Source organism: Nocardia coubleae NBRC 108252 (assembly GCF_001612805.1).
GTDB classification, from domain to species: Bacteria; Actinomycetota; Actinomycetes; order Mycobacteriales; family Mycobacteriaceae; genus Nocardia; species Nocardia coubleae.
The window spans coordinates 1266118-1290034 of the sequence record NZ_BDBD01000011.1 but is presented as its reverse complement, the minus strand read 5'-3'; the positions used below and the strand labels follow the sequence as shown (position 1 = coordinate 1290034).

At 68.2% G+C, this 23917-nt stretch carries 25 protein-coding genes; 20 read left to right on the top strand and 5 right to left on the bottom strand.

Annotation, left to right across the window (positions count from 1 at the left end):
• Positions 1–456 precede the first annotated feature (456 nt).
• Genes NCO8_RS14990 through recN form a run of 5 tightly spaced genes read left to right on the top strand, consistent with a single transcriptional unit; the run spans position 457 to position 5174 of the window.
• Complete coding sequence (locus NCO8_RS14990) at positions 457–1350, top strand: HAD-IIA family hydrolase (RefSeq protein WP_067639875.1); 894 nt, start codon at positions 457–459, stop codon at positions 1348–1350.
• A 13-nt stretch (positions 1351–1363) separates the two neighbouring features.
• The gene (locus tag NCO8_RS14985) at positions 1364–1648 is read left to right on the top strand and encodes a hypothetical protein (protein WP_067639873.1); all 285 of its coding nucleotides are present in this window, start codon (positions 1364–1366) and stop codon (positions 1646–1648) included.
• Between the two features lies 1 nt (position 1649).
• Entirely contained in the window at positions 1650–2471 is an 822-nt protein-coding gene (locus NCO8_RS14980) for a TlyA family RNA methyltransferase (protein ID WP_067639871.1), read from the top strand.
• A complete protein-coding gene (locus NCO8_RS14975; RefSeq protein ID WP_067639869.1) occupies positions 2468–3424 on the top strand; it encodes an NAD kinase in 957 nt (318 codons plus the stop codon). The genes NCO8_RS14980 and NCO8_RS14975 overlap by 4 nt, the downstream gene beginning before the upstream one ends.
• Positions 3402–5174, top strand: a complete 1773-nt coding sequence (recN, locus tag NCO8_RS14970; RefSeq protein ID WP_067639867.1) for a DNA repair protein RecN — start codon at positions 3402–3404, stop codon at positions 5172–5174. Before NCO8_RS14975 ends, recN begins: the two co-directional genes overlap by 23 nt.
• Here the strand turns inward: recN and NCO8_RS14965 are convergent, their stop codons facing one another.
• On the bottom strand, positions 5175–5594 hold the full coding sequence (locus tag NCO8_RS14965) for an SRPBCC family protein (protein WP_067639864.1): 420 nt from the start codon (positions 5592–5594) through the stop codon (positions 5175–5177).
• A gap of 114 nt (positions 5595–5708) precedes the next feature.
• Here NCO8_RS14965 and steA point away from each other — a divergent pair, with 114 nt between their 5' ends.
• The 11 genes from steA (at position 5709) to der (ending at position 17614) form a co-directional block, all read left to right on the top strand.
• On the top strand, positions 5709–6908 hold the full coding sequence (gene steA, locus NCO8_RS14960; RefSeq protein WP_067639862.1) for a putative cytokinetic ring protein SteA: 1200 nt from the start codon (positions 5709–5711) through the stop codon (positions 6906–6908).
• A complete protein-coding gene (locus tag NCO8_RS14955) occupies positions 6905–7846 on the top strand; it encodes a copper transporter (RefSeq protein WP_157104916.1) in 942 nt (313 codons plus the stop codon). Before steA ends, NCO8_RS14955 begins: the two co-directional genes overlap by 4 nt.
• Positions 7847–8038: 192 nt before the next feature.
• On the top strand, positions 8039–9760 hold the full coding sequence (gene pyrG / locus NCO8_RS14950) for a CTP synthase (protein ID WP_067639857.1): 1722 nt from the start codon (positions 8039–8041) through the stop codon (positions 9758–9760).
• Between the two features lie 18 nt (positions 9761–9778).
• Positions 9779–10432, top strand: coding sequence for an NUDIX domain-containing protein (locus NCO8_RS14945; RefSeq protein ID WP_067639855.1), 654 nt, complete (start codon positions 9779–9781; stop codon positions 10430–10432).
• A gap of 24 nt (positions 10433–10456) precedes the next feature.
• Positions 10457–11395 carry a site-specific tyrosine recombinase XerD gene (gene xerD / locus NCO8_RS14940; protein WP_067639853.1) on the top strand — a complete coding sequence of 313 codons (939 nt, stop codon included), beginning with the start codon at positions 10457–10459 and terminating at the stop codon, positions 11393–11395.
• Between the two features lie 191 nt (positions 11396–11586).
• The gene (locus NCO8_RS14935; protein ID WP_067494410.1) at positions 11587–12480 is read left to right on the top strand and encodes a ParA family protein; all 894 of its coding nucleotides are present in this window, start codon (positions 11587–11589) and stop codon (positions 12478–12480) included.
• A 62-nt stretch (positions 12481–12542) separates the two neighbouring features.
• Positions 12543–13454 carry a segregation and condensation protein A gene (locus tag NCO8_RS14930; protein WP_376739930.1) on the top strand — a complete coding sequence of 304 codons (912 nt, stop codon included), beginning with the start codon at positions 12543–12545 and terminating at the stop codon, positions 13452–13454.
• The gene (scpB, locus tag NCO8_RS14925; protein ID WP_067639849.1) at positions 13451–14107 is read left to right on the top strand and encodes an SMC-Scp complex subunit ScpB; all 657 of its coding nucleotides are present in this window, start codon (positions 13451–13453) and stop codon (positions 14105–14107) included. Before NCO8_RS14930 ends, scpB begins: the two co-directional genes overlap by 4 nt.
• A gap of 8 nt (positions 14108–14115) precedes the next feature.
• Complete coding sequence (locus NCO8_RS30640; protein ID WP_084457101.1) at positions 14116–15459, top strand: pseudouridine synthase; 1344 nt, start codon at positions 14116–14118, stop codon at positions 15457–15459.
• 68 nt (positions 15460–15527) lie between these two features.
• Positions 15528–16202, top strand: coding sequence for a (d)CMP kinase (cmk, locus tag NCO8_RS14915; protein WP_067494413.1), 675 nt, complete (start codon positions 15528–15530; stop codon positions 16200–16202).
• On the top strand, positions 16199–17614 hold the full coding sequence (gene der / locus NCO8_RS14910) for a ribosome biogenesis GTPase Der (RefSeq protein WP_067639847.1): 1416 nt from the start codon (positions 16199–16201) through the stop codon (positions 17612–17614). Before cmk ends, der begins: the two co-directional genes overlap by 4 nt.
• 40 nt (positions 17615–17654) lie before the next feature.
• Here der and NCO8_RS14905 read toward each other — a convergent pair whose 3' ends face one another.
• Positions 17655–18251 (bottom strand): TetR/AcrR family transcriptional regulator, encoded by a 597-nt coding sequence (locus tag NCO8_RS14905; protein ID WP_067639845.1) that lies wholly within the window; start codon positions 18249–18251, stop codon positions 17655–17657.
• 93 nt (positions 18252–18344) lie between these two features.
• Between NCO8_RS14905 and NCO8_RS14900 the strand changes: the two genes are divergently transcribed.
• Positions 18345–19232, top strand: a complete 888-nt coding sequence (locus NCO8_RS14900) for an alpha/beta fold hydrolase (RefSeq protein ID WP_067639843.1) — start codon at positions 18345–18347, stop codon at positions 19230–19232.
• A gap of 113 nt (positions 19233–19345) precedes the next feature.
• Complete coding sequence (locus NCO8_RS14895) at positions 19346–19621, top strand: YggT family protein (protein WP_067493965.1); 276 nt, start codon at positions 19346–19348, stop codon at positions 19619–19621.
• Here the strand turns inward: NCO8_RS14895 and NCO8_RS14890 are convergent.
• A complete protein-coding gene (locus tag NCO8_RS14890; protein WP_084457099.1) occupies positions 19611–20732 on the bottom strand; it encodes an ACT domain-containing protein in 1122 nt (373 codons plus the stop codon). The two genes, NCO8_RS14895 and NCO8_RS14890, sit on opposite strands and share 11 nt — an antisense overlap.
• A 203-nt stretch (positions 20733–20935) precedes the next feature.
• On the opposite strand from NCO8_RS14890, the gene NCO8_RS14885 reads away from it, so the two are divergent.
• Positions 20936–22192, top strand: coding sequence for an aspartate kinase (locus NCO8_RS14885; RefSeq protein ID WP_067639837.1), 1257 nt, complete (start codon positions 20936–20938; stop codon positions 22190–22192).
• A 6-nt stretch (positions 22193–22198) separates the two neighbouring features.
• On the opposite strand, the gene NCO8_RS14880 is transcribed toward NCO8_RS14885, so the two are convergent.
• Positions 22199–22918 (bottom strand): GNAT family N-acetyltransferase, encoded by a 720-nt coding sequence (locus NCO8_RS14880; protein ID WP_067639835.1) that lies wholly within the window; start codon positions 22916–22918, stop codon positions 22199–22201.
• A gap of 566 nt (positions 22919–23484) precedes the next feature.
• On the opposite strand from NCO8_RS14880, the gene NCO8_RS14875 reads away from it, so the two are divergent.
• Entirely contained in the window at positions 23485–23778 is a 294-nt protein-coding gene (locus NCO8_RS14875; protein WP_067639833.1) for a hypothetical protein, read from the top strand.
• Here NCO8_RS14875 and NCO8_RS31340 read toward each other — a convergent pair.
• Positions 23754–23909, bottom strand: coding sequence for a hypothetical protein (locus NCO8_RS31340; protein WP_157104915.1), 156 nt, complete (start codon positions 23907–23909; stop codon positions 23754–23756). The two genes, NCO8_RS14875 and NCO8_RS31340, sit on opposite strands and share 25 nt — an antisense overlap.
• Positions 23910–23917: the final 8 nt, after the last annotated feature.

Below are 23917 nucleotides of genomic sequence, written 5' to 3'. Positions count from 1 at the left end.
GTGCGGTCATGGCGGACTTAAGTGGTGCCGTGTGGCTGGGAGCGCGGTAGGCGGCGGACTCGAGTAGTGCCACGCGGGCTGGGAGCGCGGTAGGTGGCGGACTCGAGTAGTGCCACGCGGGCTGGGAGCGCGGTAGGTGGCGAACTCAAGTGGTGCCGTGTGGCCGGGAGCCCGGTAGGTGGCGACTCGAGTAGTGCCACGCAGGCTGAGAGTGCAATAGGCGGTGGACTCGAGAAGTGCCACGGGGATGGGAGTGCGGTAGGTGGCGGACTCGGGTGGTGCCAGTGGGCGACGCGCCGGGGGGTGGGGTGAACATGGGCACTCTGGGGGTCGGGGGTGGTGGGGATGCTTGATCATGAAGGTGGCGAGGGCGATTCGGGGTGAGCCGAATTTGTCGGTGGTCTCGCTTAGGGTCGCAGATGTACTCGGCCCGGCACGACGACGGAGTGAGGGTGTGTGAATCGGCTACGGGATCAATATGAGGCCTTGCTGCTCGATCTGGACGGGACGCTGTACCGCGGGCCCGAGGTGATCGATGGCGCACCCGAAGCGCTTGTGCCACAGGGTGATTCGGCGCAGCGGTTGGTTTATGTGACCAATAACGCGGCGCGTGGGCCCGCGAAGGTCGCGGGGCATCTGGCCGAATTGGGGTATCCGGCGACTGCCGAGGACGTGGTGACGAGTGCGCAGGCGGCCGCGCGCATGCTCGGTCAGCGGCTGTCGGCGGGGGAGGAGGTGCTGGTTGTCGGCACCGATGATCTCGCGGCCGAAGTCGAGGCGGTCGGGCTGAAGCCGGTTCGCCGGTTCGCGGACGTGCCGCCCGCGGCTGTGGTGCAGGGGCATTCGCCGACCACGGCGTGGCCCGACCTTGCCGAGGCTGCCTACGCCTTGCGTGCTGGGGTGCTGTGGGTGGCTGCCAATACCGACCGGACGCTGCCGAACGAACGGGGGCTCGCGCCCGGCAACGGTTCGATGGTCGCCGCGCTGCGGGCCGCGTCCGATCGCGAACCGCTGGTGGCGGGCAAGCCCTACGCGCCGCTGATGGAAGACGCCGTCGAGCGGGCGGGGACCCGAAACGCGCTGGTCGTCGGGGACCGGCTCGACACCGACATCGAGGGTGCGAACGGTCTCGGTCTCGATTCGCTGCTGGTTTTGACCGGGGTGAGCACCATCGACGAGGTGGCCGCCGCGTCGCCCGCGCAGGTGCCCACCTACATCGCGCAGTCCCTCGACGCCCTCAACGCCGAGATCGTGCCGGGAGCGGTCGCGCCCGCCGATGTCGCGGATCTGTTGCGGCAGCACCCGGGCAGGGCGGTACGGGTGCGCGCGGTCGATTCGGAAATCCGATAGCGTTGACGTCACGATGAGTACTCCGAGTTCGCCGCCGCCCGGCGCGTCACCGCAACCCCGACCAGGGATCCCGATGCCCGGCAGTCACCTGCCGGGCGCTCAGGCGCATCACGTACCGGCCGACCCGAATCGGATCAGATCCCAGGTCGACGAGTTGCTCGCCGAACTCGGCGAGCGGCCCACACCGGGACCCGCGGAGAACACCGAGACCGGGGCCGACATCACCCGCCGCGCGCGCATCCTCGAGCAGGCGCACGAGGTGCTGGTGGACGCCCTGGCGACCGTGGACAAGATCTGAGGTGGCCAGACGAGCGCGGGTGGATGCCGAACTGGTTCGCCGCGGATTGGCCCGATCGCGGGAACACGCGGTCGAACTGATCGGCGCGGGCCGGGTCTTGATCGCCGGGACTGTCGCGGTGAAGCCGGCTACCGCGGTGGAGGCGGGCACACCGTTGATCGTGCGGGAGGAACCCGACGAGGTGTCGTGGGCGTCTCGTGGCGCCCACAAGCTGCTGGGTGCCCTCGAGGCGTTCGAGCCGCAGGGGCTCGAGGTCGCCGGTAAGCGGTGCCTGGACGCGGGCGCCTCGACGGGCGGGTTCACCGACGTGCTGCTGAGCAAGGGTGCGCGGGAGGTCGTCGCGGTCGACGTCGGCTACGGACAGCTGATCTGGCGTCTGCAGAACGACGAACGCGTGCGCGTGTTCGACCGCACCAACGTGCGCGGAATCACGCCTGAAACCATCGGCGGCACAGTCGAATTGGTCGTCGGCGATCTGTCGTTCATCTCGCTGGGACTGGTACTGCCCGCGCTGGCGGCCTGCGTGAGCGACGGCGCCGATCTGCTGCCGATGGTGAAGCCGCAATTCGAGGTCGGTAAGGAACGAGTCGGTTCCGGCGGCGTGGTGCGTGACCCGGCACTGCGGAGCGAAGTGGTGTGCGAGGTCGCGGCGGCGGCGGGCGCGCTCGGTCTGCGCACCCTCGGTGTGGTCGCCAGCCCACTGCCGGGACCGTCGGGCAATGTCGAATATTTTCTGTGGTTGCGCAAGGTCGGACCGTTCGACTACGACGCGGAACAGGTGGCGGCGCTGGTCGCCCAGGCTGTGGAGGAGGGGCCGCAGTGAGTTCGCGTGAGAGCGGCCGCGAAATTCTGCTCGTCGCCCATCCGGGACGTGCGGAGATCATCGAAACGGCGCACCGGGTGGCGAAGATCTTCGCCGCGGCGGGCATCTGCCTGCGCGTGCTGGCCGACGAGGCCGACAGCACCCGATTCGAGGACGAGCCGGGGGGATACCCGGTGCGCGTCGTCCCGCACAGCCCGTCGGCGGCCAAAGGCTGCGAGATGGTGCTCGCCCTCGGCGGCGACGGAACGTTCCTGCGCGCCGCCGAACTGGGCAGGCCGACCGGTGTGCCGGTGCTCGGCATCAACCTGGGCCGCATCGGTTTCCTCACCGAGGCCGAGGCCGAACACCTCGACGAAGCCCTCGCCCAGGTGGTCGACCGCGACTACCGGGTCGAGGACCGGCTGACCATCGATGTCACCGTCCGGGTGGACGATGTCGTCACCGAACGCGGCTGGGCGCTGAACGAGGCGAGCATCGAGAACGCACAGCGCATGGGCGTGCTCGAGGTGGTGCTCGAAGTGGATGGGCGCCCGGTCTCGGCCTTCGGCTGCGACGGGATTCTCATCGCCACCCCCACCGGTTCGACCGCGTACGCCTTCTCGGCGGGTGGTCCGGTGGTGTGGCCGGAGCTCGAGGCCATGCTGGTGATTCCCAGCAACGCACACGCGCTGTTCGCCCGGCCGCTGGTGACGAGCCCGGAATCGTTGATCGCCGTGGAAGCGGTGGCGACCGGTCACGACGCGATCGTCTTCCTGGACGGGCGGCGCACGCTCGCCTTGCCACGCGGCGGCCGTGCCGAGGTGGTGCGCGGCGAACGACCGGTGCGGTGGGTGCGGCTGGACTCCGCGCCCTTCGCCGACCGGATGGTGCGCAAGTTCCAGCTGCCGGTCACGGGCTGGCGGGGTAGACAGCGAACGGGGAAGGACACCGATGCTGACCGAGATCAGGATTGACGGACTCGGCGTCATCTCGACGGCCACCGCGCAATTCCACGAAGGTCTGACTGTGCTCACCGGCGAGACCGGTGCCGGTAAGACGATGGTCGTCACCAGCCTGCACCTGCTCAGCGGCGCCCGCGCGGACGCGGGCCGGGTACGGGTCGGCGCGTCGAAAGCGGTGGTCGAAGGCCGTTTCGTCGTCGACGACGTGAACGACGCGGCCCGTGCCGCGATCGGCGAGGTACTGGAATCGGCCGGCGCCGAGGCCGACGAGGACGGCAGCGTGATCGCCGTGCGCACCGTCAACAGCGACGGGCGTTCACGAGCCCACCTGGGTGGTCGCGGCGTGCCCGCGGCGGTGCTCGGCGAGTTCACCTCCCGTCTGCTGACCGTGCACGGACAGAACGATCAGCTGCGCCTGCAGCGTCCCGAACAGCAACTCGCCGCGCTCGACCAGTTCGCGGGCGACGGCGTGGCGTCGTTGCTGCGCAAGTACCAGGTGCACCGCCGCACCTGGCTCGACGCGCGCACCGAACTCCTCGAACGCACCGCCCGCAGCCGCGAACTCGCCCTGGAAGCCGACCGGCTCAAGCATTCGCTCGCCGAAATCGACGGCATCGCACCCGAACCCGGTGAGGACACCCGGTTGGTCGCCGAGATCCGCAGGCTCAGCGACCTCGACTCACTGCGTGAGGCCGCTGCAGGCGCACACGAGGCGCTGTCCGGGGCCGCCGATTCCAGCGCCGACGGCGGCGGGGTGCTCGACCTGCTCGGTGGGGCGCGTGCCCGCCTCGACTCGGCCGACGACCCCGCCCTGACCGCACTCGCTCCGCGCCTCGGTGAGGCGATCGCGGTGGTCGTGGATGTGACGACCGAACTCAGCGGCTACCTGTCCGAACTGCCGTCGGACCCCAGCGCCCTGGACACGATGCTCAACCGCCAGGCCGAACTGAAATCACTCACCCGCAAATACGCCCCCGACATCGACGGCGTGATCGCGTGGGCCGACGAATCCCGCGCCCGCCTCGACTCCCTCGACGTGTCCGAGGACGCGCTGGCCAAACTGGCCGCCGAGGTCGAGACCGCCGCGGGCAAGGTGCGCGAGGCCGCACGCAAACTCAGCGCCGCCCGCACGAAGGCCGCGTCCAAACTGGCCGCCGCGGTGAGCACCGAACTCGGTGGGCTGGCAATGGGCAAGGCGCGCTTGGAAGTTCAGGTCCGGCCGCTGCGGGCCAGTGCCCAGGACTCCGCGCCGCTCGACGTCGACGGGACGACCCTGCACGCGGGATCCAACGGCGTCGACGAGGTGGAATTCCGGCTGTCGGCGCACTCGGGCGCGCAGTCGTTACCGCTGAGCAAGAGCGCGTCCGGTGGTGAGCTCTCGCGCGTGATGCTCGCGCTGGAAGTAGTGCTGGCCGGCTCGGACCACGGTGCGACCATGGTGTTCGACGAGGTCGACGCGGGCGTCGGTGGTCGGGCCGCGGTGGAGATCGGCAAACGCCTCGCCCGCCTGGCCCGAACCCATCAGGTGATCGTCGTGACCCACCTACCGCAGGTGGCGGCCTTCGCCGACACCCACCTGGTGGTGAACAAGTCCGACGACGGAAAAGGCAAGGTGGACAGCGGAGTCCGCACGCTCACCGACGAGGAACGCGTGGTGGAACTGGCGCGCATGCTGGCCGGCCTCGACGACACCGAGACCGGCCGGGCACACGCGGAGGAACTGCTGGAGACCGCTCGATCAGAGCGAAGCGTCTCGCTCTGATCAGCGCAGCGCCTTGCGAATGCCGCCGATGAGCTGGTTGGTCAGCTGGCGCAGGCCGAACTCCATGGCCTTGGCCGGAACGGGCAGCGACGGCTCGGATTCCATGGTGTAGACCACTCGGGTGCCGCCCTCGGCGGTGTCGGCGAAGGTGATGATGCCGACGTGGCGCTTGACCGGCGCACCCTTGACGATCTTGTACTCCATGCGCTCGCCGGGGACCAGCGCGGTGATCTCCTCGGTGACGCCGAGCTTGCCGAAGCCGAGCAGGTGCTGGGCGCCGATACCGGTGACGGCGTCGCCCTGCTTCACGAGCTTGACCTGGATAGGCAGGTGGGGGCTCACGCTCTCCCGCTCACTGAAGAGGCGGTAGACGATGTCGCGTGGGGCGTCGAGAACCGTCTCGACAGTGCTGCTCGGCATTGTTTTCTGCTCCTGATCGAAGTATCTGTGACAGGGAGCATACGGGTATCGGGGCGGTCGGTGACTCGGCGCGCCTCCACCAAAGGTTGAGGGTTTGGCTTCATCATCGGGCTCATGAAGATGCCGGCGTTGTTGTCACGGAACACCGAAACGCTGCCCGGTGTCGCCGGGATCGCGCGGGTGGATCGCAATACCCGGCGACTGCTCGGCCGGGTCGGTGCGGGGGATGTCGCGGTCCTGGACGAGACCGATCTGGATCGCCATACCGCCGACCGGCTGGTCGAGGCGGGCGTCGTGGCGGTGATCAACACGTCGCCGTCGATTTCGGGTCGCTATCCGAACCTCGGTCCGGAGGTGCTGGTCGCCAACGGGATCGTGCTCATGGACGCGGTCTCCTCGGATGCCTTCGGCAAGATCAAAGACGGTGCGAAGATCCGCATCGATGCCGGTGTGGTCTATGCCGACAAGCTGACCAAGAAGGAACCCGAGGTCCTGGTCGAGGGCATCGAGTTCGACGAGTCGACGATCGCCGACCGGATGATCGAGGCCCGCAACGGGCTGGCCGATCACCTCGACGCCTTCGCGGGCAACACCACCGAGTTCGTGCGCACCGAGAGCGCGCTGCTGATCGACGGTATCGGCGTGCCCGATATCGAACTGGATCTGCGCAACCGGCATGTGGTCGTGATCGCGGACGGGCCGGGGCATCTCGAGGAGTTGCAGCGGCTCAAGCCGTTCATCAAGGAGTACGCGCCGATCCTGATCGGGGTGGGCCGCGGTGCGGATACGTTGCGCAAGCTCAAGTACAAGCCGGATCTGATCGTCGGCGATCCGGACGAGATCAGCACGCCCACCTTGCGTTCCGGCGCGGAGATGATCCTGCCCGCCGACACCGACGGCCACGCCCGTGGGCTGGAACGCATCCAGGACCTCGGTATCGGCGCGACGACGTTCCCCTCGTCGGGGTCGCCGACCGATCTGGCGTTGATGCTCGCCGATCACCACGGCGCGTCGCTGATCGTGCTGGCCGGTGCGCACGCGTCGCTGGAGGACTTCTTCGATCGTGGCCGCCGCGACAGCAATCCGGCGACGTTCCTGACCCGGCTGAAGGTCGGCGCGAAGCTGGTGGACGCGAATGCGGTGTCGACGTTGTACCGGCACCGGTCGACCGGCGCGGCGCTGGCGTTCGTGGTGCTGGCCGCGCTGGTGGCGGTGGTCGTGGTGATTCTGGCTTCGCAGAGCGGGTCCGAGGTGTTCGATGTGGCCGCCGGGTATTGGGACCGGCTCGTCGAGTGGGTGCGGGGCCAGCTGTGATCTCGCTGCGTCAGCACGCCATTTCGATCGCGGCGATCTTCCTGGCTCTCGCTATCGGCGTGGTTCTCGGTTCGCAGACGGTGGCCGCCGATCTGCTGTCGGGTCTGCGTGCGGACAAGGACGATCTCGGCAGCCAGGTCGAGGCATTGAGTGCCGAGAACGCCCAGCTCACCAGTCGTCTGGATGCGACGGACGGATTCATCGCCGGCGCGTCGGGCCGTATTCTGGCAGGCACATTGGCCGACCGGCGCGTGCTGGTGTTCACCACTCCCGACGCCGATCCCGCCGATGTCGACGGCGTGCGCAAGGCGCTCGAAACGGCGGGCGCCTCGGTGACCGGCCGGATCGCACTCACCGATGCTTTCGTCGACAGCGGTGAGGGTGATCGCCTGCGATCGGCGCTGACCAATGTCGTCCCCGCGGGCGCGCAGCTGCGCACCGGCGCCGTCGACCAGGGCAGCATGGCGGGCGACCTGCTCGGCCTGACCCTGTTCACCGACCCCGCGACCAACAATTCACGCGCCACACCCCAAGAACAGGCCTTGCTCCTGGAAACCCTGCGCGGCGGCGGCTTCCTCGCCTACGGCGACACGCCGACCGACCCCGCCCAGATGGCCGTTGTCGTCACCGGCGACGGCATCGCCGACGATTCCGGCCAGGGCGCGACCATCGCCCGCTTCACCGGCGCCCTCCGCGCCCGCACCGCCGCCACCGTCCTGGCAGGCCGCCCCGGCGCCGCCGAAGGCAACGCCCCCATCGCCCACGTCCGCGCCCAAGCCCCCCTCGCCACCACCGTCACCACCGTCGACAACATCGACCGCGAAACAGGCCGCGTAACAACAGCCCTCGCCCTCCCCGAACAACTCAACGGCGTAGCCGGACGTTACGGAACAGGCCCGTCAGCAACCTCCCTGACCCTCGTAGCCATGCCCCGCTGACTGAGACTCTCACCACCACAAAAGGCGAGATCCCGCGCCAGCGATCCCAACAAAACCGCTGATCTGGCAAGCACATGGGTAACTCACCGGGTACGGGCTAAGTCCTCCCCACCCAACCGCAAGCGGCCGACGCGACAGTCAACCCACCTCGGTTGCGCTTGAAGTTCCGGGGAGGCGGTACAGTGGTGGTCCGTGGGTCATCAACGGAATCAGGCTCGAAATGCCACCAAGCACATCTTCGTGAGCGGTGGCGTCGCCTCCTCTTTGGGTAAGGGTCTCACCGCTTCCAGCCTCGGTCAGTTGCTGACCGCGCGCGGTATGCGGGTGACGATGCAGAAGCTCGACCCGTATCTGAACGTCGATCCGGGCACCATGAACCCGTTCCAGCACGGTGAGGTGTTCGTCACCGAGGACGGCGCCGAGACCGATCTGGATGTCGGCCATTACGAGCGTTTCCTCGATCGCGATCTGTCCGGTGCGGCGAATGTGACGACCGGTCAGATCTATTCGACCGTGATCGCCAAGGAGCGGCGCGGCGAATACCTGGGTGACACCGTGCAGGTGATCCCGCACATCACCGACGAGATCAAGAACCGCATCATGGCGATGACCGGTCCGGATCTGCAGGGTCATGTGCCGGATGTGGTGATCACCGAGATCGGTGGCACCGTCGGTGACATCGAGTCGCAGCCGTTCCTCGAGGCGGCGCGCCAGATCCGTCACGATGTGGGCCGCGACAATGTGTTCTTCCTGCATGTGTCGTTGGTGCCGTATCTGGCGCCCTCGGGTGAGCTCAAGACCAAGCCGACGCAGCATTCGGTGGCGGCGCTGCGCAATATCGGTATCCAGCCCGACGCGTTGATCCTGCGCTGTGACCGTGAGGTGCCGCAGGGTCTGAAGAACAAGATCGCGCTGATGTGCGACGTGGATGTCGAGGCGTGCATCTCCACGCCGGACGCGCCGTCGATCTACGACATCCCGAAGGTGCTGCACAGCGAGGGCCTGGACGCCTACGTCGTGCGCAAGCTGGGGCTGCCGTTCCGCGATGTCGACTGGACGGTGTGGGGCGACCTGCTCGAGCGGGTGCACTCGCCGCGCGAGACCGTGGAGGTGGCCCTGGTCGGCAAGTACGTCGATCTGCCCGATGCCTACCTGTCGGTGACCGAGGCGCTGCGTGCGGGCGGCTTCGCGCATCGTTCGAAGGTGCAGATCCGCTGGGTGCCCTCCGACGAGTGCGAGACCGAGGCGGGCGCGCAGGCCGCGTTGCGTGATGTGGACGCGGTACTGATCCCCGGCGGTTTCGGTATCCGTGGCATCGAGGGCAAGCTCGGCGCCATCAGTTACGCGCGCAGGCGCGGTATCCCGCTGCTCGGCCTGTGTCTCGGTCTGCAGTGTGTGGTGATCGAGGCAGCCCGTTCGGTCGGCATCGCGGACGCGAACTCCGCGGAGTTCGAGCCCGACACCAAGAACCCCGTCATCTCGACCATGGCCGACCAGGAAGACGTGGTCGCCGGTGAGGCCGATCTGGGCGGCACCATGCGTCTGGGCGCCTACCCGGCCACCCTGCAGAAGGGTTCGGTCGTGGCGCAGGCCTACGGCAGCGAGCACGTGTCCGAGCGGCACCGGCATCGCTTCGAGGTGAACAACGTCTACCGCGACGCGATCGCCAAGAGCGGTCTGGTGTTCTCGGGTACCTCGCCCGACGGGCACCTGGTGGAGTTCGTGGAGTACCCGGCCTCGGTGCATCCATTCTTCGTGGCCACCCAGGCGCACCCGGAGCTCAAGAGCCGTCCGACCCGGCCGCATCCGCTGTTCGCCGCGCTGATCCACGCCGCGTTGAAATACAAACTGGCCGAACGCCTTCCCGTAGACTTCCCGGAGGAAGAGCTCGCGGAGCAGGCCGCGGAACTCTGAATCGGTGGCAAGGCGGCGATGAGCGAACCCGGTAAGCACGACTTCGAGACGGTATCGAGCCGGGTGCTCTACAGCGGCGCGATCGTGGCCTTGCGCCAAGACCAGGTCGCGATGCCCGACGGGCGGATCGCCGAGCGTGAGGTCATCGAGCATCACGGTGCGGTGGCGGTCCTCGCGCTCGACGACGAGGGACGGGTGGTGCTTATCCGCCAGTACCGCCATCCCATCCGCACCCGGCTGCTTGAACTGCCCGCCGGGCTGCTCGATATCGACGGCGAGGACCCGCTCACCGCGGCCAAGCGTGAGCTGGCAGAGGAGACGGGCCTGGCCGCCGCCGAGTGGTCGGTGCTGGTGGATGTGGCGTTGTCGCCGGGGTTCACCGACGAGGCGCTGCGGGTGTTCTTCGCGACCGGGCTCACCGAGACTCATCGTCCGGATCCCGAGCACGAGGAAGCCGATCTGGAATTGGTGCGCATGCCGCTCGACGAGGCGGTGCGAGCGGCGCTGTCGGGAGAGATCGTGAACGCCACCGCGGTGGCCGGTGTCCTCGCCTATGCCTCGGCTCGGGCGAACGGGTTGGCGTTGCGCCCGGCCGACGCTCCGTGGCCGGGTCAGCCGACGGCCTTCCTGCGGCGCAAAGCGGCCGAGGCGCGAACCGACGCCCGGTCGTGACGTGACACGGCGTCGCGGTCGCGGATGAGTGTGCTGGCGCGGGAGATCGATGCCTACCTCGACCATCTGGCGGTCGAGCGCGGCGCCGCGCGCAACACCCTCGGTGCCTATCGTCGTGATCTGTCCCGTTACCAGGCGTTTCTGACGACACGTGGGGTGGACTCGCTGCGGGACGTATCGCAGGGTGACGTAGCCGAATTCACGATGGCGCTGCGGGCGGGCGGCGAGGATCATCCGCCGCTGGCCGCCGGGTCCGTGGCCAGGGCGTTGATCGCGGTGCGCGGGTTGCACCGGTTCGCGGCGGCCGAGGGAATCACCGACACCGATGTGGCGCACGCGGTCAAACCGCCCGCGCCGGGTCGGAGGTTGCCCAAAGCCCTTCCGTACGACCAGGTTCTGCGCGTGCTCGAAGCCGCGGGCGGCGAGGGCGGAGCCGACGACGGCGGACCGCGCGGCCTGCGGGACCGGGCATTGCTGGAACTGCTGTACTCCACCGGCGCGCGCATCTCGGAGATGGTCGGCCTCGACGTCGACGACATAGACAGCGAACAGCGGTGCGTCGTGTTGCGCGGTAAAGGTGGCAAACAGCGCCTCGTCCCCATCGGCAGGCCCGCGCTCGCCGCCGTCGACGCCTACCTCGTGCGCGGCAGGCCCTCGCTCGCCGCGAACGGAAAGGGAAGCGGCGGCGCCCTTTTCCTCAACAACCGGGGCGGCAGGCTGTCACGGCAGAGCGCCTGGCAGGTGTTGCAGACCGCCGCCGAACGCGCGGGCATCGGTGCGACGGTGTCGCCGCACACACTGCGCCACTCCTTCGCCACCCACCTGCTCGACGGCGGCGCCGACGTGCGCGTGGTGCAGGAACTACTCGGGCACGCCTCGGTGACGACCACCCAGATCTACACCCTCGTCACGGTGAGCACCCTGCGTGAAGTGTGGGCGACGGCCCACCCGCGCGCCCGCTGAGGGTGACCTCCTCACTTCGGGTGAAGCGGGTATCGTGCGAACACGCCCGGCGTTGCCATGCCGTACCCGAGCGGTGCGAGCGGTAGCGTCTACCCGGAGCTGGACCGTACGAAAGTGAGGTGGGTGGCGAACCGGCCTCGCTACCCTCGACAGGGGTTACCGGCAAGGAAACGTATAAGGAGCAGCGGATCGTGACGACAGCGGAAACACCGTGGGACGGTGGGCCGGAACAGGTCACCGAGGCCGTCGAGATCGGCCCGACGGGCCGCCCGCTGCGCCTGGTACCCGAACCACCGCAGGTCAAGCAGCACGGCGACGCGCTCGTCGTGGCCATGTGCAATCAGAAGGGCGGGGTCGGCAAGACCACCTCGACCATCAATCTCGGTGCGGCACTGGCCGAATACGGGCGCCGCGTACTGCTGGTCGACCTCGACCCGCAGGGCGCGCTGTCGGCCGGTCTCGGGGTTGCCCATCACGATCTCGACCTCACCGTGCACAACCTGCTGATCGGCGGCAAGGCATCGGTCGACGACGTGCTGCAGACCACCAAGGTCGACGGCATGGACCTGCTACCCAGCAACATCGACCTCTCGGCCGCCGAGATCCAGCTGGTCAACGAGGTGGGCCGCGAACAGTCCCTCGGCCGGGCATTGGCCGGAGTGCGTGATCGCTACGACTACATCCTCATCGACTGCCAGCCCTCGCTCGGACTGCTCACCGTCAACGCGCTCGCCTGCTCCGACGGAGTCATCATCCCGATGGAATGCGAGTATTTCTCGCTGCGCGGGCTCGCCCTGCTCAACGACACCGTGGAGAAGGTGCGCGACCGTCTCAACCCCAGGCTGAGCCTGTACGGCATCGTGGTCACCATGTTCGATGCCCGACTGCTGCATTCGCGTCAGGTGATGTCGCGAGTGGTCGAGGTGTTCGGCGACCTCGTCTACGACACCGCCATCTCGCGCACCGTGCGGTTCCCCGACGCCAGCGTCGCCGGTGAGCCGATCACCACCTGGGCGCCGAAATCGGCGGGCGCGGAAGCGTATCGGGCGATGGCACGCGAGGTCATCCACCGGTCGGGCCGGTGATCGAGGCACAACCTGCGGTGCAAGGCAAGACTGGAAAGATTCTCGGCCGCCTCGATTCTGGACTGACCGGAGGGTGCGACGAAGGAGTGCCCGCAGGGAGGGAAGAATCGAGGCCTCAGGGCCGAGAATCCGCGGCGCCAGCCGCCGACAACTCTGTATTCCATCTGCGGCTCACCAACTTCGAGGGGCCGTTCGATCTGCTGCTGACGCTGATCAGTTCCCGCAAACTCGACGTCACCGAGGTGGCGCTGCACAAGGTCACCGACGAATTCATCGCCTACACCAAGGCATTGACCGCCGAGCTGGCCGAGAACACCAAGCTGCGCGCGGACAAGATCCTCGATCAGACCACCGAATTCCTCGTCGTCGCCGCGACTCTGCTCGACCTGAAAGCCGCGCGGCTGCTGCCGTCGGGGGAGATGACCGACGCCGAGGACCTCGAACTGCTCGAGGCACGCGACCTGCTGTTCGCCCGGCTGCTGCAGTACCGCGCGTTCAAACAGGTCGCCGAGTTGCTCGCCGAGCTGGAAGCCGCCGCGCTGCGCCGGTATCCCAGGTCGGTGGCGCTGGAAGACCAGTTCGCCGGGCTGCTCCCCGAAGTGACCCTCGGGGTGGACGTCGCCGCGTTCGCCCAGATCGCGGCCGCCGCGTTCCGGCCGCGACCGGTTCCCGAGGTCGGGCTCGGACATCTGCACATGCACACCATCTCGGTGGCCGAACAGGCCGAGCTGGTGCTGGCCCGGCTCAAGGAACGCGGGGCCGGCGGGTGGACGACCTTCGCCGAGCTGGTGTCCGATTGCACTGTTCCGGTGGAAATCGTGGCCCGGTTCCTGGCGTTGCTCGAGTTGTATCGCGGCAAGACCATCGCCTTCGACCAGCCCGACCCGCTCGGCCCGCTGGCCGTGAGCTGGCTCGGCGAACTCGACCCCGACGCCGAGGCGGCGGCCTTGACCTTCGAGGAGGATTACGGATGAGCGACCTAGTGGCTGAACTCACTTCTGAGCAGCTCGACGACGCGGAACTGCGGTCCGCGCTCGAGGCCATGCTGCTCGTCGTCGACGCTCCCGCGCCGGTAGAACAGCTGGCCGCCGCCCTGGACGACACCAGCGAACGGGTCGAGGAAACCCTGCGCGCGATGTCGGCGGAACTGACCGCGCGCGGCAGCGGCATCGACCTGCGTTTCGTCGGTGACGGTTGGCGCTTCTATACTCGACAGGAGTACGCGCCCTATGTCGAGCGGGTACTGCTCGACGGGGCCCGGACGAAGCTCACCCGGGCCGCCTTGGAAACCTTGGCGGTGGTCGCCTACCGCCAGCCGGTGACCCGCACCCGGGTCAGCGCGGTTCGCGGGGTGAACGTCGACGGAGTGATGCGCACGCTGCTGGCGCGGGGCTTGATCGCGGAAGCGGGTCAGGACCCGGAAACCAACGGCACGCTCTACCGCACCACCGAGTTGTTCCTCGAACGGATCGGGCTCGCCTCACTGGGCGACCTGCCACCGCTGGCGCCGCTGCTTCCCGGCGTCGATCTGATCGACGAGATCAGCGAGAGCCTGGACACCGATCCCCGGTACACCAGGCTGCAAAAACCCGCCGAGTCCGACATGGATCTCGGCACCGACGATTGACAGGACAGATGAATAATTCCGCTCGCCGAGATGGCACACCGGATCGAAGAAAACGCAGCGACCAGCCCCGTAGTGGCGCGAACCGAACCGCGGCTCCCCGCGGCGGCAGTGCGCGCACCGGTCAGGCCGGTTCCCGTGGCGAGGCCCCCGGCCGCCGCGGCACCAGCGCGGGTGGCTTCCAGCGCGGCAATCAGACAGCGGCCCGGTCGGCCGGCTCCTTCCAGCGCGACGCCGAATCCGGTGGTCGCCGTGGCTCGACCGGGGGCTACCAGCGCGACGACCGTCGCAGCGCCCCCGGTGGCTACCAGCGTGACGATCGACGCAGCGCCCCGGCCGGTGGCGACCGTCGCGGCCCGTCCGCCGGTGGTTACCAGCGCGGCACCGGCGCTGCCAACGGTGGCGGTTACCCGCGTGGTGACGCCGACCGCGGACAGCGTGGCGACACCGCCGGACAGCGCAGCGGCGCTTCGGCAGGCTCGCAGGCCTTCGCGGCGCGCAACAAGAAGTCCGCGAAACCGCAGCGCAAGGTCGTCGCCCCGACGATCCTGAACAACGCCAAGCCGGCCCGTCATCAGCACGCCGACACCGCCGAGGGCCCCAAGAAGCTCCCGTGGGGTGAAGGCGAACGGCTGCAGAAGGTGCTCGCCAAGGCCGGTGTGGCCTCGCGCCGCGCCGCCGAGGAGATGATCGCCCAGGGCCGCGTCGAGGTCGACGGCAAGATCGTGCGCGAACAGGGTCTGCGCATCGACGCCGAGAACGCCGTCGTGCGCGTGGACGGCACCCGCGTGGTGGTGCGGGACGAACTCGTGCACCTGGTGCTGAACAAGCCCAAGGGCTGGCAGTCCACCATGTCCGACGACCTTGGCCGCCCCTGTGTCGGTGACATCGTCGCCGAGCGGATCGCCGCGGGTCAGCGCCTGTTCCACGTGGGTCGCCTCGACGCCGACACCGAGGGCCTGCTGCTGCTCACCAACGACGGCGAGATGGCGCACCGCCTGATGCACCCGTCGTTCGAGGTGCCCAAGACCTACCTGGCCACCGTGTACGGCGAGGTGAACTACCGGCTCGTCGGCAAGCGGCTGCGCGAAGGCGTCGAGCTCGAGGACGGTCCGGCCAAGGTCGACAAGTTCATGGTGCTCGAGTCCTACGAGGGCCGGTCGCTGGTGAAGCTGGTGCTGCACGAAGGCCGCAAGCACATCGTGCGCCGCCTGCTCGACGAGGTGGGTCACCCGGTGATCCGCCTGGTCCGCACGCACCTCGGTCCGGTGGCACTCGGTGATCAGCGTCCCGGCACCCTTCGGGTGCTCGGCCGCGACGAAATCGGCAAACTCTACGAGGCGGTGCAGCTGTGAACGGAGTGGATTTCTCGGTGGAACCTGCCCAGGGCAGGCTCGCCGGCGACGGCACGCTCGTCGTCGCCATGGACGGCCCGTCCGGCACCGGCAAGTCCAGTGTGTCGCGCAAGCTGGCCACCCGTCTGAACGCCCGCTACCTCGACACCGGTGCCATGTACCGGGTGGCGACGCTGCGGGTGCTGCGTGCGGGCGTGGATCTCACCGATGCCGAGGCGATCGCGCAAGCCGTTGCGGCGCTGCCTCTTTCGATCGGCACCGATCCCAGTCACGAGGTCGTCGAGCTCGACGGCGACGACGTGTCGGCCGAGATCCGCGGTGACGCGGTGACCAAGGCCGTTTCGGCGGTGTCGGCGGTGGCGCAGGTGCGCGAGCAGCTCGTCGCCCTACAGCGTGAGATCGCCGCCGTGGCCGGCCGGATCGTGGTCGAGGGCCGCGATATCGGCACCGTCGTGCTCACCGATGCCGACGCCAAGATCTACCTCACCGCCTCCGCGGAGGCGCGCGCCCAGCGGCGCAATGCCCAGAACATCCGCGAGGGACGCGGCGACGACTACCCGGCCGTGCTGGCCGACGTGCAGCGCCGCGACACCCTCGATTCCACCCGCAAGGTCTCGCCGTTGCGCCCCGCCGCCGACGCGGTGCTCGTCGATACCAGCGATCTCACGATGGAACAGACCATCGACGAGCTGTATCGCGTGGTGGCCCAGCAGCTTTCGGCCACGACAGGAGGGTCGCGATGATCGAGGACGTACTCGAGGGCGACGGTATCTGGACCGATGAAACCGACTGGGAGATCGCCGATCTCGAAGGTGAGGGCGAGGGTGAGGAACACCTCGCCATGCCGACGGTCGCGGTGGTCGGCCGTCCGAATGTCGGCAAGTCGACCCTGGTGAACCGCATCCTCGGCAGGCGCGAAGCCGTGGTCGAGGACGTTCCCGGCGTTACCCGTGACCGGATCTCGTATGAGGCCAGCTGGGCCGGACGCCGCTTCCTCGTGCAGGACACCGGCGGCTGGGAGCCCGACGCCAAGGGCCTGCAGCAGCATGTGGCCCGGCAGGCCGAGGTCGCGATGGAGACCGCCGACGCGATCCTGCTCGTCGTCGACGCCACCGTCGGCGCGACCGCGACCGACGAGGCGGCGGTGCGCAAGCTGCGTCGCTCCAAGATCCCGGTGATCCTGGTCGCCAACAAGGTCGACGATCAGAAGGTCGAGATCGAGGCCGCGACGCTGTGGTCGCTCGGACTCGGCGAGCCGCGCATGGTCTCGGCCGCACACGGTCGCGGTACCGGTGACCTGCTCGACGACGTGCTCGCCGCACTGCCCGAGACCCCGCGCGAGGGCACGGGTGTGGCCGGGCCGCGCCGGGTGGCGCTGGTCGGCAAGCCCAATGTCGGCAAGTCGAGCCTGCTGAACAAGCTGGCGGGCGACGAGCGTTCGGTGGTCCACGATGTCGCGGGCACCACCGTCGATCCGGTCGACTCCCTGGTGGAGCTGGGCGGCAAGGTGTGGAAGTTCGTCGACACCGCCGGTCTGCGCCGCAAGGTCTCCAATGCCACCGGCACCGAGTTCTACGCCTCGCTGCGGACCAAGTCGGCGCTCGAGGCGTCGGAGGTGGCGATCATGCTGATCGACGCCTCGGTGCCGATCACCGAACAGGACCTGCGGGTGATCAGCCTGGTCGCCGACTCCGGTCGCGCGCTGGTGCTGGCGTTCAACAAGTGGGACCTGGTCGACGAGGATCGCCGCTACATGCTCGAGCGCGAGATCGATCGTGATCTCGTGCGCGTGCCGTGGGCGCAGCGGGTGAACATCTCCGCCCACACCGGTCGCGCCGTGGCGAAGCTGGTGCCACAGATGGAGACCGCGCTCGAGTCCTGGGACAAGCGCATCTCCACCGGCCGGTTGAACACCTGGCTCAAGGAAGTCATCGCGGCCACCCCGCCGCCGATGCGCGGCGGCCGTCAGCCCCGCGTCATGTTCGCCACCCAGGCCAGCACGCGTCCGCCGACGTTCGTGCTGTTCACCACCGGTTTCCTCGAGGCGGGTTACCGCCGCTTCCTGGAACGGCGCCTGCGCGAGGAGTTCGGTTTCGACGGCTCGCCCGTGCGTATCTCGGTGCGCGTGCGCGAGAAGAAGGAACGCAGAAAGTAGTTCGACCCGACAAGCCCCGGCGTATCCCGCCGGGGCTTTGTCATGCGTCGAAGACGCGATCGAGCAGGTGATCCACCAATTGTGTCGCGCGCGTGGCGTAGTCGTCGTTGGTGAGCATGCCCTGCGCGAGTCCGCCGAGGGCGAGCAAGATGACCTCGGCATCGCCGCGGACCATTGACTCGTCCGCCTCCGGGCCGCGCGAGGCCCGCAGCTGGTCGGCGACCGCGTCGACGATGTAGTTCGGCGCCCCCGCGGTGTCGGCGGATCCGATGTCCGGGCCCGTCAGCGCGGCAGCGTGGAAGATTCCGAGGATGACGGCGTCCTGCCTGCTCGGTTCATCGAGGGGGAGTAGTCCGAGCAGGATCGTCCGGACGACGTCGCGTGGTCCGGCGCCAGGTGCGAGGCCCGCCAGTCCCGCGCCGAGCCGCGCGCCGGAATCCGCCACCACCGCGCGATGTGTGGCGAGCAGGAACTCCCGCTTCGTGCCGAAGTAGTACTGCACCGACCGCACCGACACCCCGGCCTCGGCGGCGACGGACTGGAACGTGGCCGCGTCGAGCCCGCCCCGCGCGATCACCCGCCGCGCGGCATCGGTGATAACCCCGCGGCGCTCGTCATGGTCGGCCAAGCGTGGCACCCTGCCTCCTTCGTCTGTAGCAGCGAACCTTTATGGTACGACCATACCATCTATGTGGTACGTTGATATCATCAACGAGGAGCAGGGGCGGTCATGGCCAAGATCGGGCGATTCAAGAACGACGCCGCGCGTGAGGAGTACCTGCGGACCTATCGGGAGCTGGAGAAGCAGTGGCCCGTTCCGTCGGAAATGCTCGACATCCCTACTTCCTTCGGCATGACGAAGGTCCGTAAATCCGGTGCGGGACAAGGTATTCCGTTCGTGCTGATGCACTCTCTCGGCGGTAACAGCGTGATGTGGCGTCACGTGATCGAGGACTTCGCCCGCGATCACGTGGTGTACGCGCCGGAGATGATCGGTACACCGGGGCTCAGTGTGCAGACCGCGCCGATCGACGAGACGAAGTTCGGTGCGTGGCTGGGTGAGGTGCTCGACGGACTCGGTGTCGACCGGGTTCATCTGGTCGGCTATTCACAAGGTGCATGGCAGGCGATGGCTGTCGCGACCACTCAGCAGGCGCGACTGGCGAGCCTGAGTGTGGTGGAGCCGAGCGGCACCTTGACGAAGATCAAATGGAGCCTACTGTGGATGATGCTCCGCGTCGGTGCCCGGCCGACGGACAAGAATCTGCGCGCGATGAACGCTCGGCTCAACCCGGGCGTCACCCTGACCGACGCCGAATTCGCCGGTGTGAAGGCGGCTCTCGGGTATGTCCCGACGATCGGCTATCCGAAGATGTTCACCGACGAGCGACTCGCGACGATCACGACACCGACCCTGATGCTGCTCGGGTCGGAGTCGTTGGTGGTCGATCCGCAACTGGCCGAGCGTCGCGTGCGCGGCAACCTGCCCACCTGCGAGGTCGAGATCTTCCCCGGTGTGGGGCACGGGCTCTTCTATCAGATTTCCCGGCAGGTGACCGCGCGCATCCTGGACTTCGCCCGCCGCTACGAACACACCGACGCACGCCACGCCGAGTAACTGACCTGTCCGGACTGATAATCCGCTGAGAACGGTGCATAGTGGACACCTTGGGGGCGGCTGAGGCGTTGTTTCGGTAAGAGGTCGACGGTGGCCTCCGGAAGGAGTGCGTCATGAGTCTCATCGGAACCCTGCTCGGGTGGGTGCTGACGGTGTTCTTGGTGCTGTTGATCGCGCGGATGGTGGTCGACTGGCTCGACACGCTGGGCAATCGGTCGCCGTGGGTGGGGAAGGTCCGGTCGGTGACCCATGCGGCGACAGAACCGGTGATCGCGCCGGTGCGCAAGGTGCTCAAGCCGGTTCGGCTCGGCGAGGTCTCCATCGACCTCGCCTTCACCGTGGTGTTCATCGCCGTACTGATCCTGCGGGCGGTGGCGTTCAGCCTGTGACCGGCGCACCTTCCACCCGCCACCTGGTGAGCACCGCGCTCACACAGGTGGCGTCGGTGAGGGCGTCGACCGTGTCGGCCAGCGCCGATTCGCGGGCGCGGTGGGTGAGGACGATGAGGTGGGCCTCGTCGCCGTGGTGTTCCTGACGCACGCGCTCGATGCTCACCGCGTGGTCGGCGAAGATCGAGGCCACCTGCGCGAGCGCGCCCGCGTGATCGGTGACCCGCAGGTTCAGGTAGTAGCGGGTGGGAATGTCGCCGAACGGTGCAACCGGTAGCTCGGCGTAATACGAGGCGCGTGGAGCCCGGCCACCGTTCACGCGGTTGCGCGCCGCGCTCACCAGATCACCGAGCAGTGCCGAGGCGGTGGCCCGCGTCGCGTCACGACCGGAGAACATCAGTCGCCCGGCGCCCTCGGCATCCACCGTCACCGCGCTGAACGGCGCCTCCACCTGGGCCAGCGGGTGCGCGGCAGGCAGCAGTGCGGGATGCACCCGTACCGAGATCCATTCCTTGCCACCGTCTTCGGGCTCACTGATGCGAGTGCACACGGTCAGCTGACGCAACCGCAACGACAACGCGTCGGCAGCCGCCAGGTCGTGTGCCGGCGCCACCCCGAACTCCTCGAAATGCACGTCGGTGACCTCCACCCGGGTATGGAAGGCCAACGTGGCGAGGATCGCCGCCGCGTGCGCGTCGGCCGCGGCGAAGACGCCGAGCACCTCACGCACGCGATCGCCCGACAGCGACTGCGTGAGCGGCCGGACCACCGGCACCCCGCCCGCAACGGCGGCCTCGAAACACAGATCCGCCCCGAATTCCTCGGCAGCCGACATCAATTCGGCACCGTGCGAGGCGATGAGCGCGGTATTCGCGGTCACCACCGACCGCCCCGCCCGCAATGCGCCGAGGACGGCGCCCAGGCTCTCGGTGGTCGCGGTGGTGTCGACGACGAGATCGGCCGCGTCCGTGACGAGGGTCAATCGCGCCCCGGCTCGTGCGCTCAGTTCGTCACCGGATTCGGCGATGATCCGCACCACCTCCCCGGCCTGCGCCCCGGTGCCGAGCACCGCGACACGCAACGAACGGGAACGAAAGTGCCGAGTAGTCATCCGAATTCGCCTAACGCCGAGAACCGCCGAACATCGGAGCCGACGCACATGCGCGACCCCCCATGCCGCCAGTATCGCGCCAGAAACGGCACGGCGGCACCACTTTTCGCGTCACAAACCACCCAGCCACGCCCGGATTGCCGGGATACTCGACGGGAGTTACCCGCGAGTACCTCGCGGGCGAGCAGGGAGAGGACAGCGGGATGGCCCTGGTTGTACAGAAATTCGGTGGCTCGTCGGTCGCGACCGCGGAGCGCATCCGCCGGGTCGCCGAGCGGATCGTGGAGACCAAGAAGCAGGGCAACGACGTGGTCGTCGTGTGCTCGGCGATGGGCGACACCACCGACGAATTGCTGGATCTGGCGGGTCAGGTGGCACCGGCACCGCCGCCGAGGGAGATGGACATGCTGCTCACCTCGGGTGAGCGGATCTCGAACGCGTTGGTGGCCATGGCCATCCATTCCCTCGGCGCGGACGCGCGTTCGCTCACCGGTTCACAGGCCGGGGTGATCACCACGGGCGCGCACGGCAACGCCAAGATCATCGAGGTCGATCCCGGCCGGGTGCGGCGCGCCCTCGACGACGGCGAGATCGTGCTGGTCGCCGGCTTCCAGGGCGTGAGCCAGGACAGTCGTGACGTCACCACGCTGGGTCGTGGCGGTTCCGACACCACCGCCGTTGCCCTGGCCGCCGCGCTGCACGCGGACGTGTGCGAGATCTACACCGATGTCGACGGCGTGTTCACCGCCGATCCGCGCATCGTCGGCGACGCGCAGAAACTCGACCAGGTCTCCTACGAGGAGATGCTCGAGATGGCGGCGTGCGGTTCCAAGGTGCTCATGCTGCGTTGCGTCGAGTACGCCCGCCGCTATCAGGTCCCGGTGCACGTGCGCTCGTCCTACACCGACACCGTCGGCACCACCGTGTTCGGTTCGATGGCCGACATCCCCGCCGACCAGGCCGTGCTCACCGGTGTCGCGCACGACCGCAACGAGGCCAAGGTGACCGTGGTCGGCGTGCCCGACGAACCCGGCTACGCCGCGCAGGTGTTCCGGGCCGTGGCCGATGCCGAGGTGGGCATCGACATGGTCGTGCAGAACACCGGAACCGGCCGCACCGACATCACCTTCACGCTGCCGGCCGCCGACGGCGACCGCGCGGTCGCGCTGTTGCGCTCGCGTCGTGCCGAGATCGGCTTCGCCGATGTGCGCTACGACGACCGCGTCGGCAAGGTGTCGCTCATCGGTGCGGGCATGCGCAACAACCCCGGTGTCACCGCCACCTTCTGCGAGGCACTGGCGGCGGCGGGCATCAATCTCGACCTGATCGCCACCTCCGAGATCCGCATCTCCGTGCTGGTGCGCGACACCGAGCTCGACGAGGCGGTGCGCATCCTGCACCGCGCCTTCGACCTGGGTGGGGCCGAGGTGGCCGTCGTGCACGGCGGAACGGGACGCTGACCTGGTTCAGCCGATCGAGGCGGTGAGGGCGCGCAACGCCTCGGCGGTGGCCGGGATGAGCGGCGCCCGCCGTTGCGCGGCGCGAGCGGCCAGTTGTTCCATGATCCGCTCGCGCACCCCCGGCCATTCGTCGCGCAGGATCGAATAGAACGCGGTGTCGCGCACCTCGCCGTCGAGGCCACGGGAATGCGCCCGGCGTACACCGTCGCTGACCGCGCCGAGCCGTTCGATGGCCGCCCGGGAGCGCAGGTTGCGTGCATCGGCGCGCAGGGTCACCCGCCGCACCCGCCACGTGTCGAAGGCGTGGGTGAGCAACAGCAGCTTGGAGTCGAGATTCACCTGGCCACCGCGCACGGCGGGGGTGAGCCAGGTGTTGCCGATCTCCACGGCGTCGGGAATCGCGCCGCCGGGGGAGGCGGTGACCGGTTCGGCTGACAGCGGCCAGGTGAGCGGACCCTGCCAGTAATCCAGGCGGGTGAAGCGGGTGGCGCCGACCACGCATTCGTCACCGATCGTGACGATGGCGAAGGCCAGCGCCGAACCCGCCAGCTGGGCGGCCTCGGCCTGGAAGACATACGTGCGCGCTTCCTGTTCGCCGTGCGGGACAACGGTGAACCCCGGTTGGCCGCGCAGCGCCTGCGCGGCCGCTGCCAGACCGGGAACATGGTGGGGTGCAAGGGGTTCCAGCCGTACGATGCGGCCGTCGAGGATAACGGGTGCGGGCATGGTGACCGGCGTCCTTCGTTTGAGAGGGTCACCGAATCACGAGGCGTGGATCCTCACGCGGCACATGATTCGGCGAAGCGACACGAACGATCCAGCAGCATCGAAAAGAAACTGGATGGACGATAGCCGAACGTGCGCCGTTCAAACACTCGAACGCACCCGTATGTCGCGCGCGTGTGCACGACACGAAATGGCCCCTGATTCGGGTGTCGCCGACTCGGTCCGGTCACAAACCGCTCCGCTGTCTGTCTCGGGGAACGTTTACGCACCTCAGAGGCTATAACGGTTCTATAAATCACATGATTGTCGGCTTGTTGGGCAATTGTCCAGAATTGTCGGACTATTCCAGTTCGAACGCCTATTCCTGGGAAATGTAACAACCGTTATCGCTTCGTGTCGAACACGCATTCGATGTGACCCAGATCACATGGTCTGTTATCCTCCGGTTAGACCTGGCACGCTCGGTATTGCTGAACGTTAACCGTTTGTGATCACTGCGTGCGCCACCTGCGTGGTTTGACCTACCGGCTGTGTCGGGACGGCCGTCCGGAAGGGAGCTCGTGACTATGAGCAGCATCTACTTCGAATCGAACAGCAACCTGTCAGTTACCAGGCGTGACCGCCGCGTCACCGACGACGCCATCGCCCCGCTGGCGCTCCCGAGCCTCGTGCTCGGCATGTTCCTGGTCGGCCTCGGCCTGATCGCGCTGCTTCGCCTCGGCGACTGGTTCGCCAACTATGGGCCCGAACTGGTCATCTCCGCCTATGCCCTCTACATGGCGGCGTCCGGTTGGCTGGTGGTCTGGAGTGCGGCGACCGTCCGGTCGCAGCGCGGTCACGGACCGGCCGGGTCGTCCTGATCGTCGCGGCCCGCCGCCGCGAGTGCCTCCGACAGTTCCCGGCGCAGACGCTGCGCCGTTACCTCGTCGCCCGCGTCGGCGGCCGTGGTGATGTCCTGGCGTAGCTGGGCGATAGTGTCCTGCGAAACCATGAGAATCC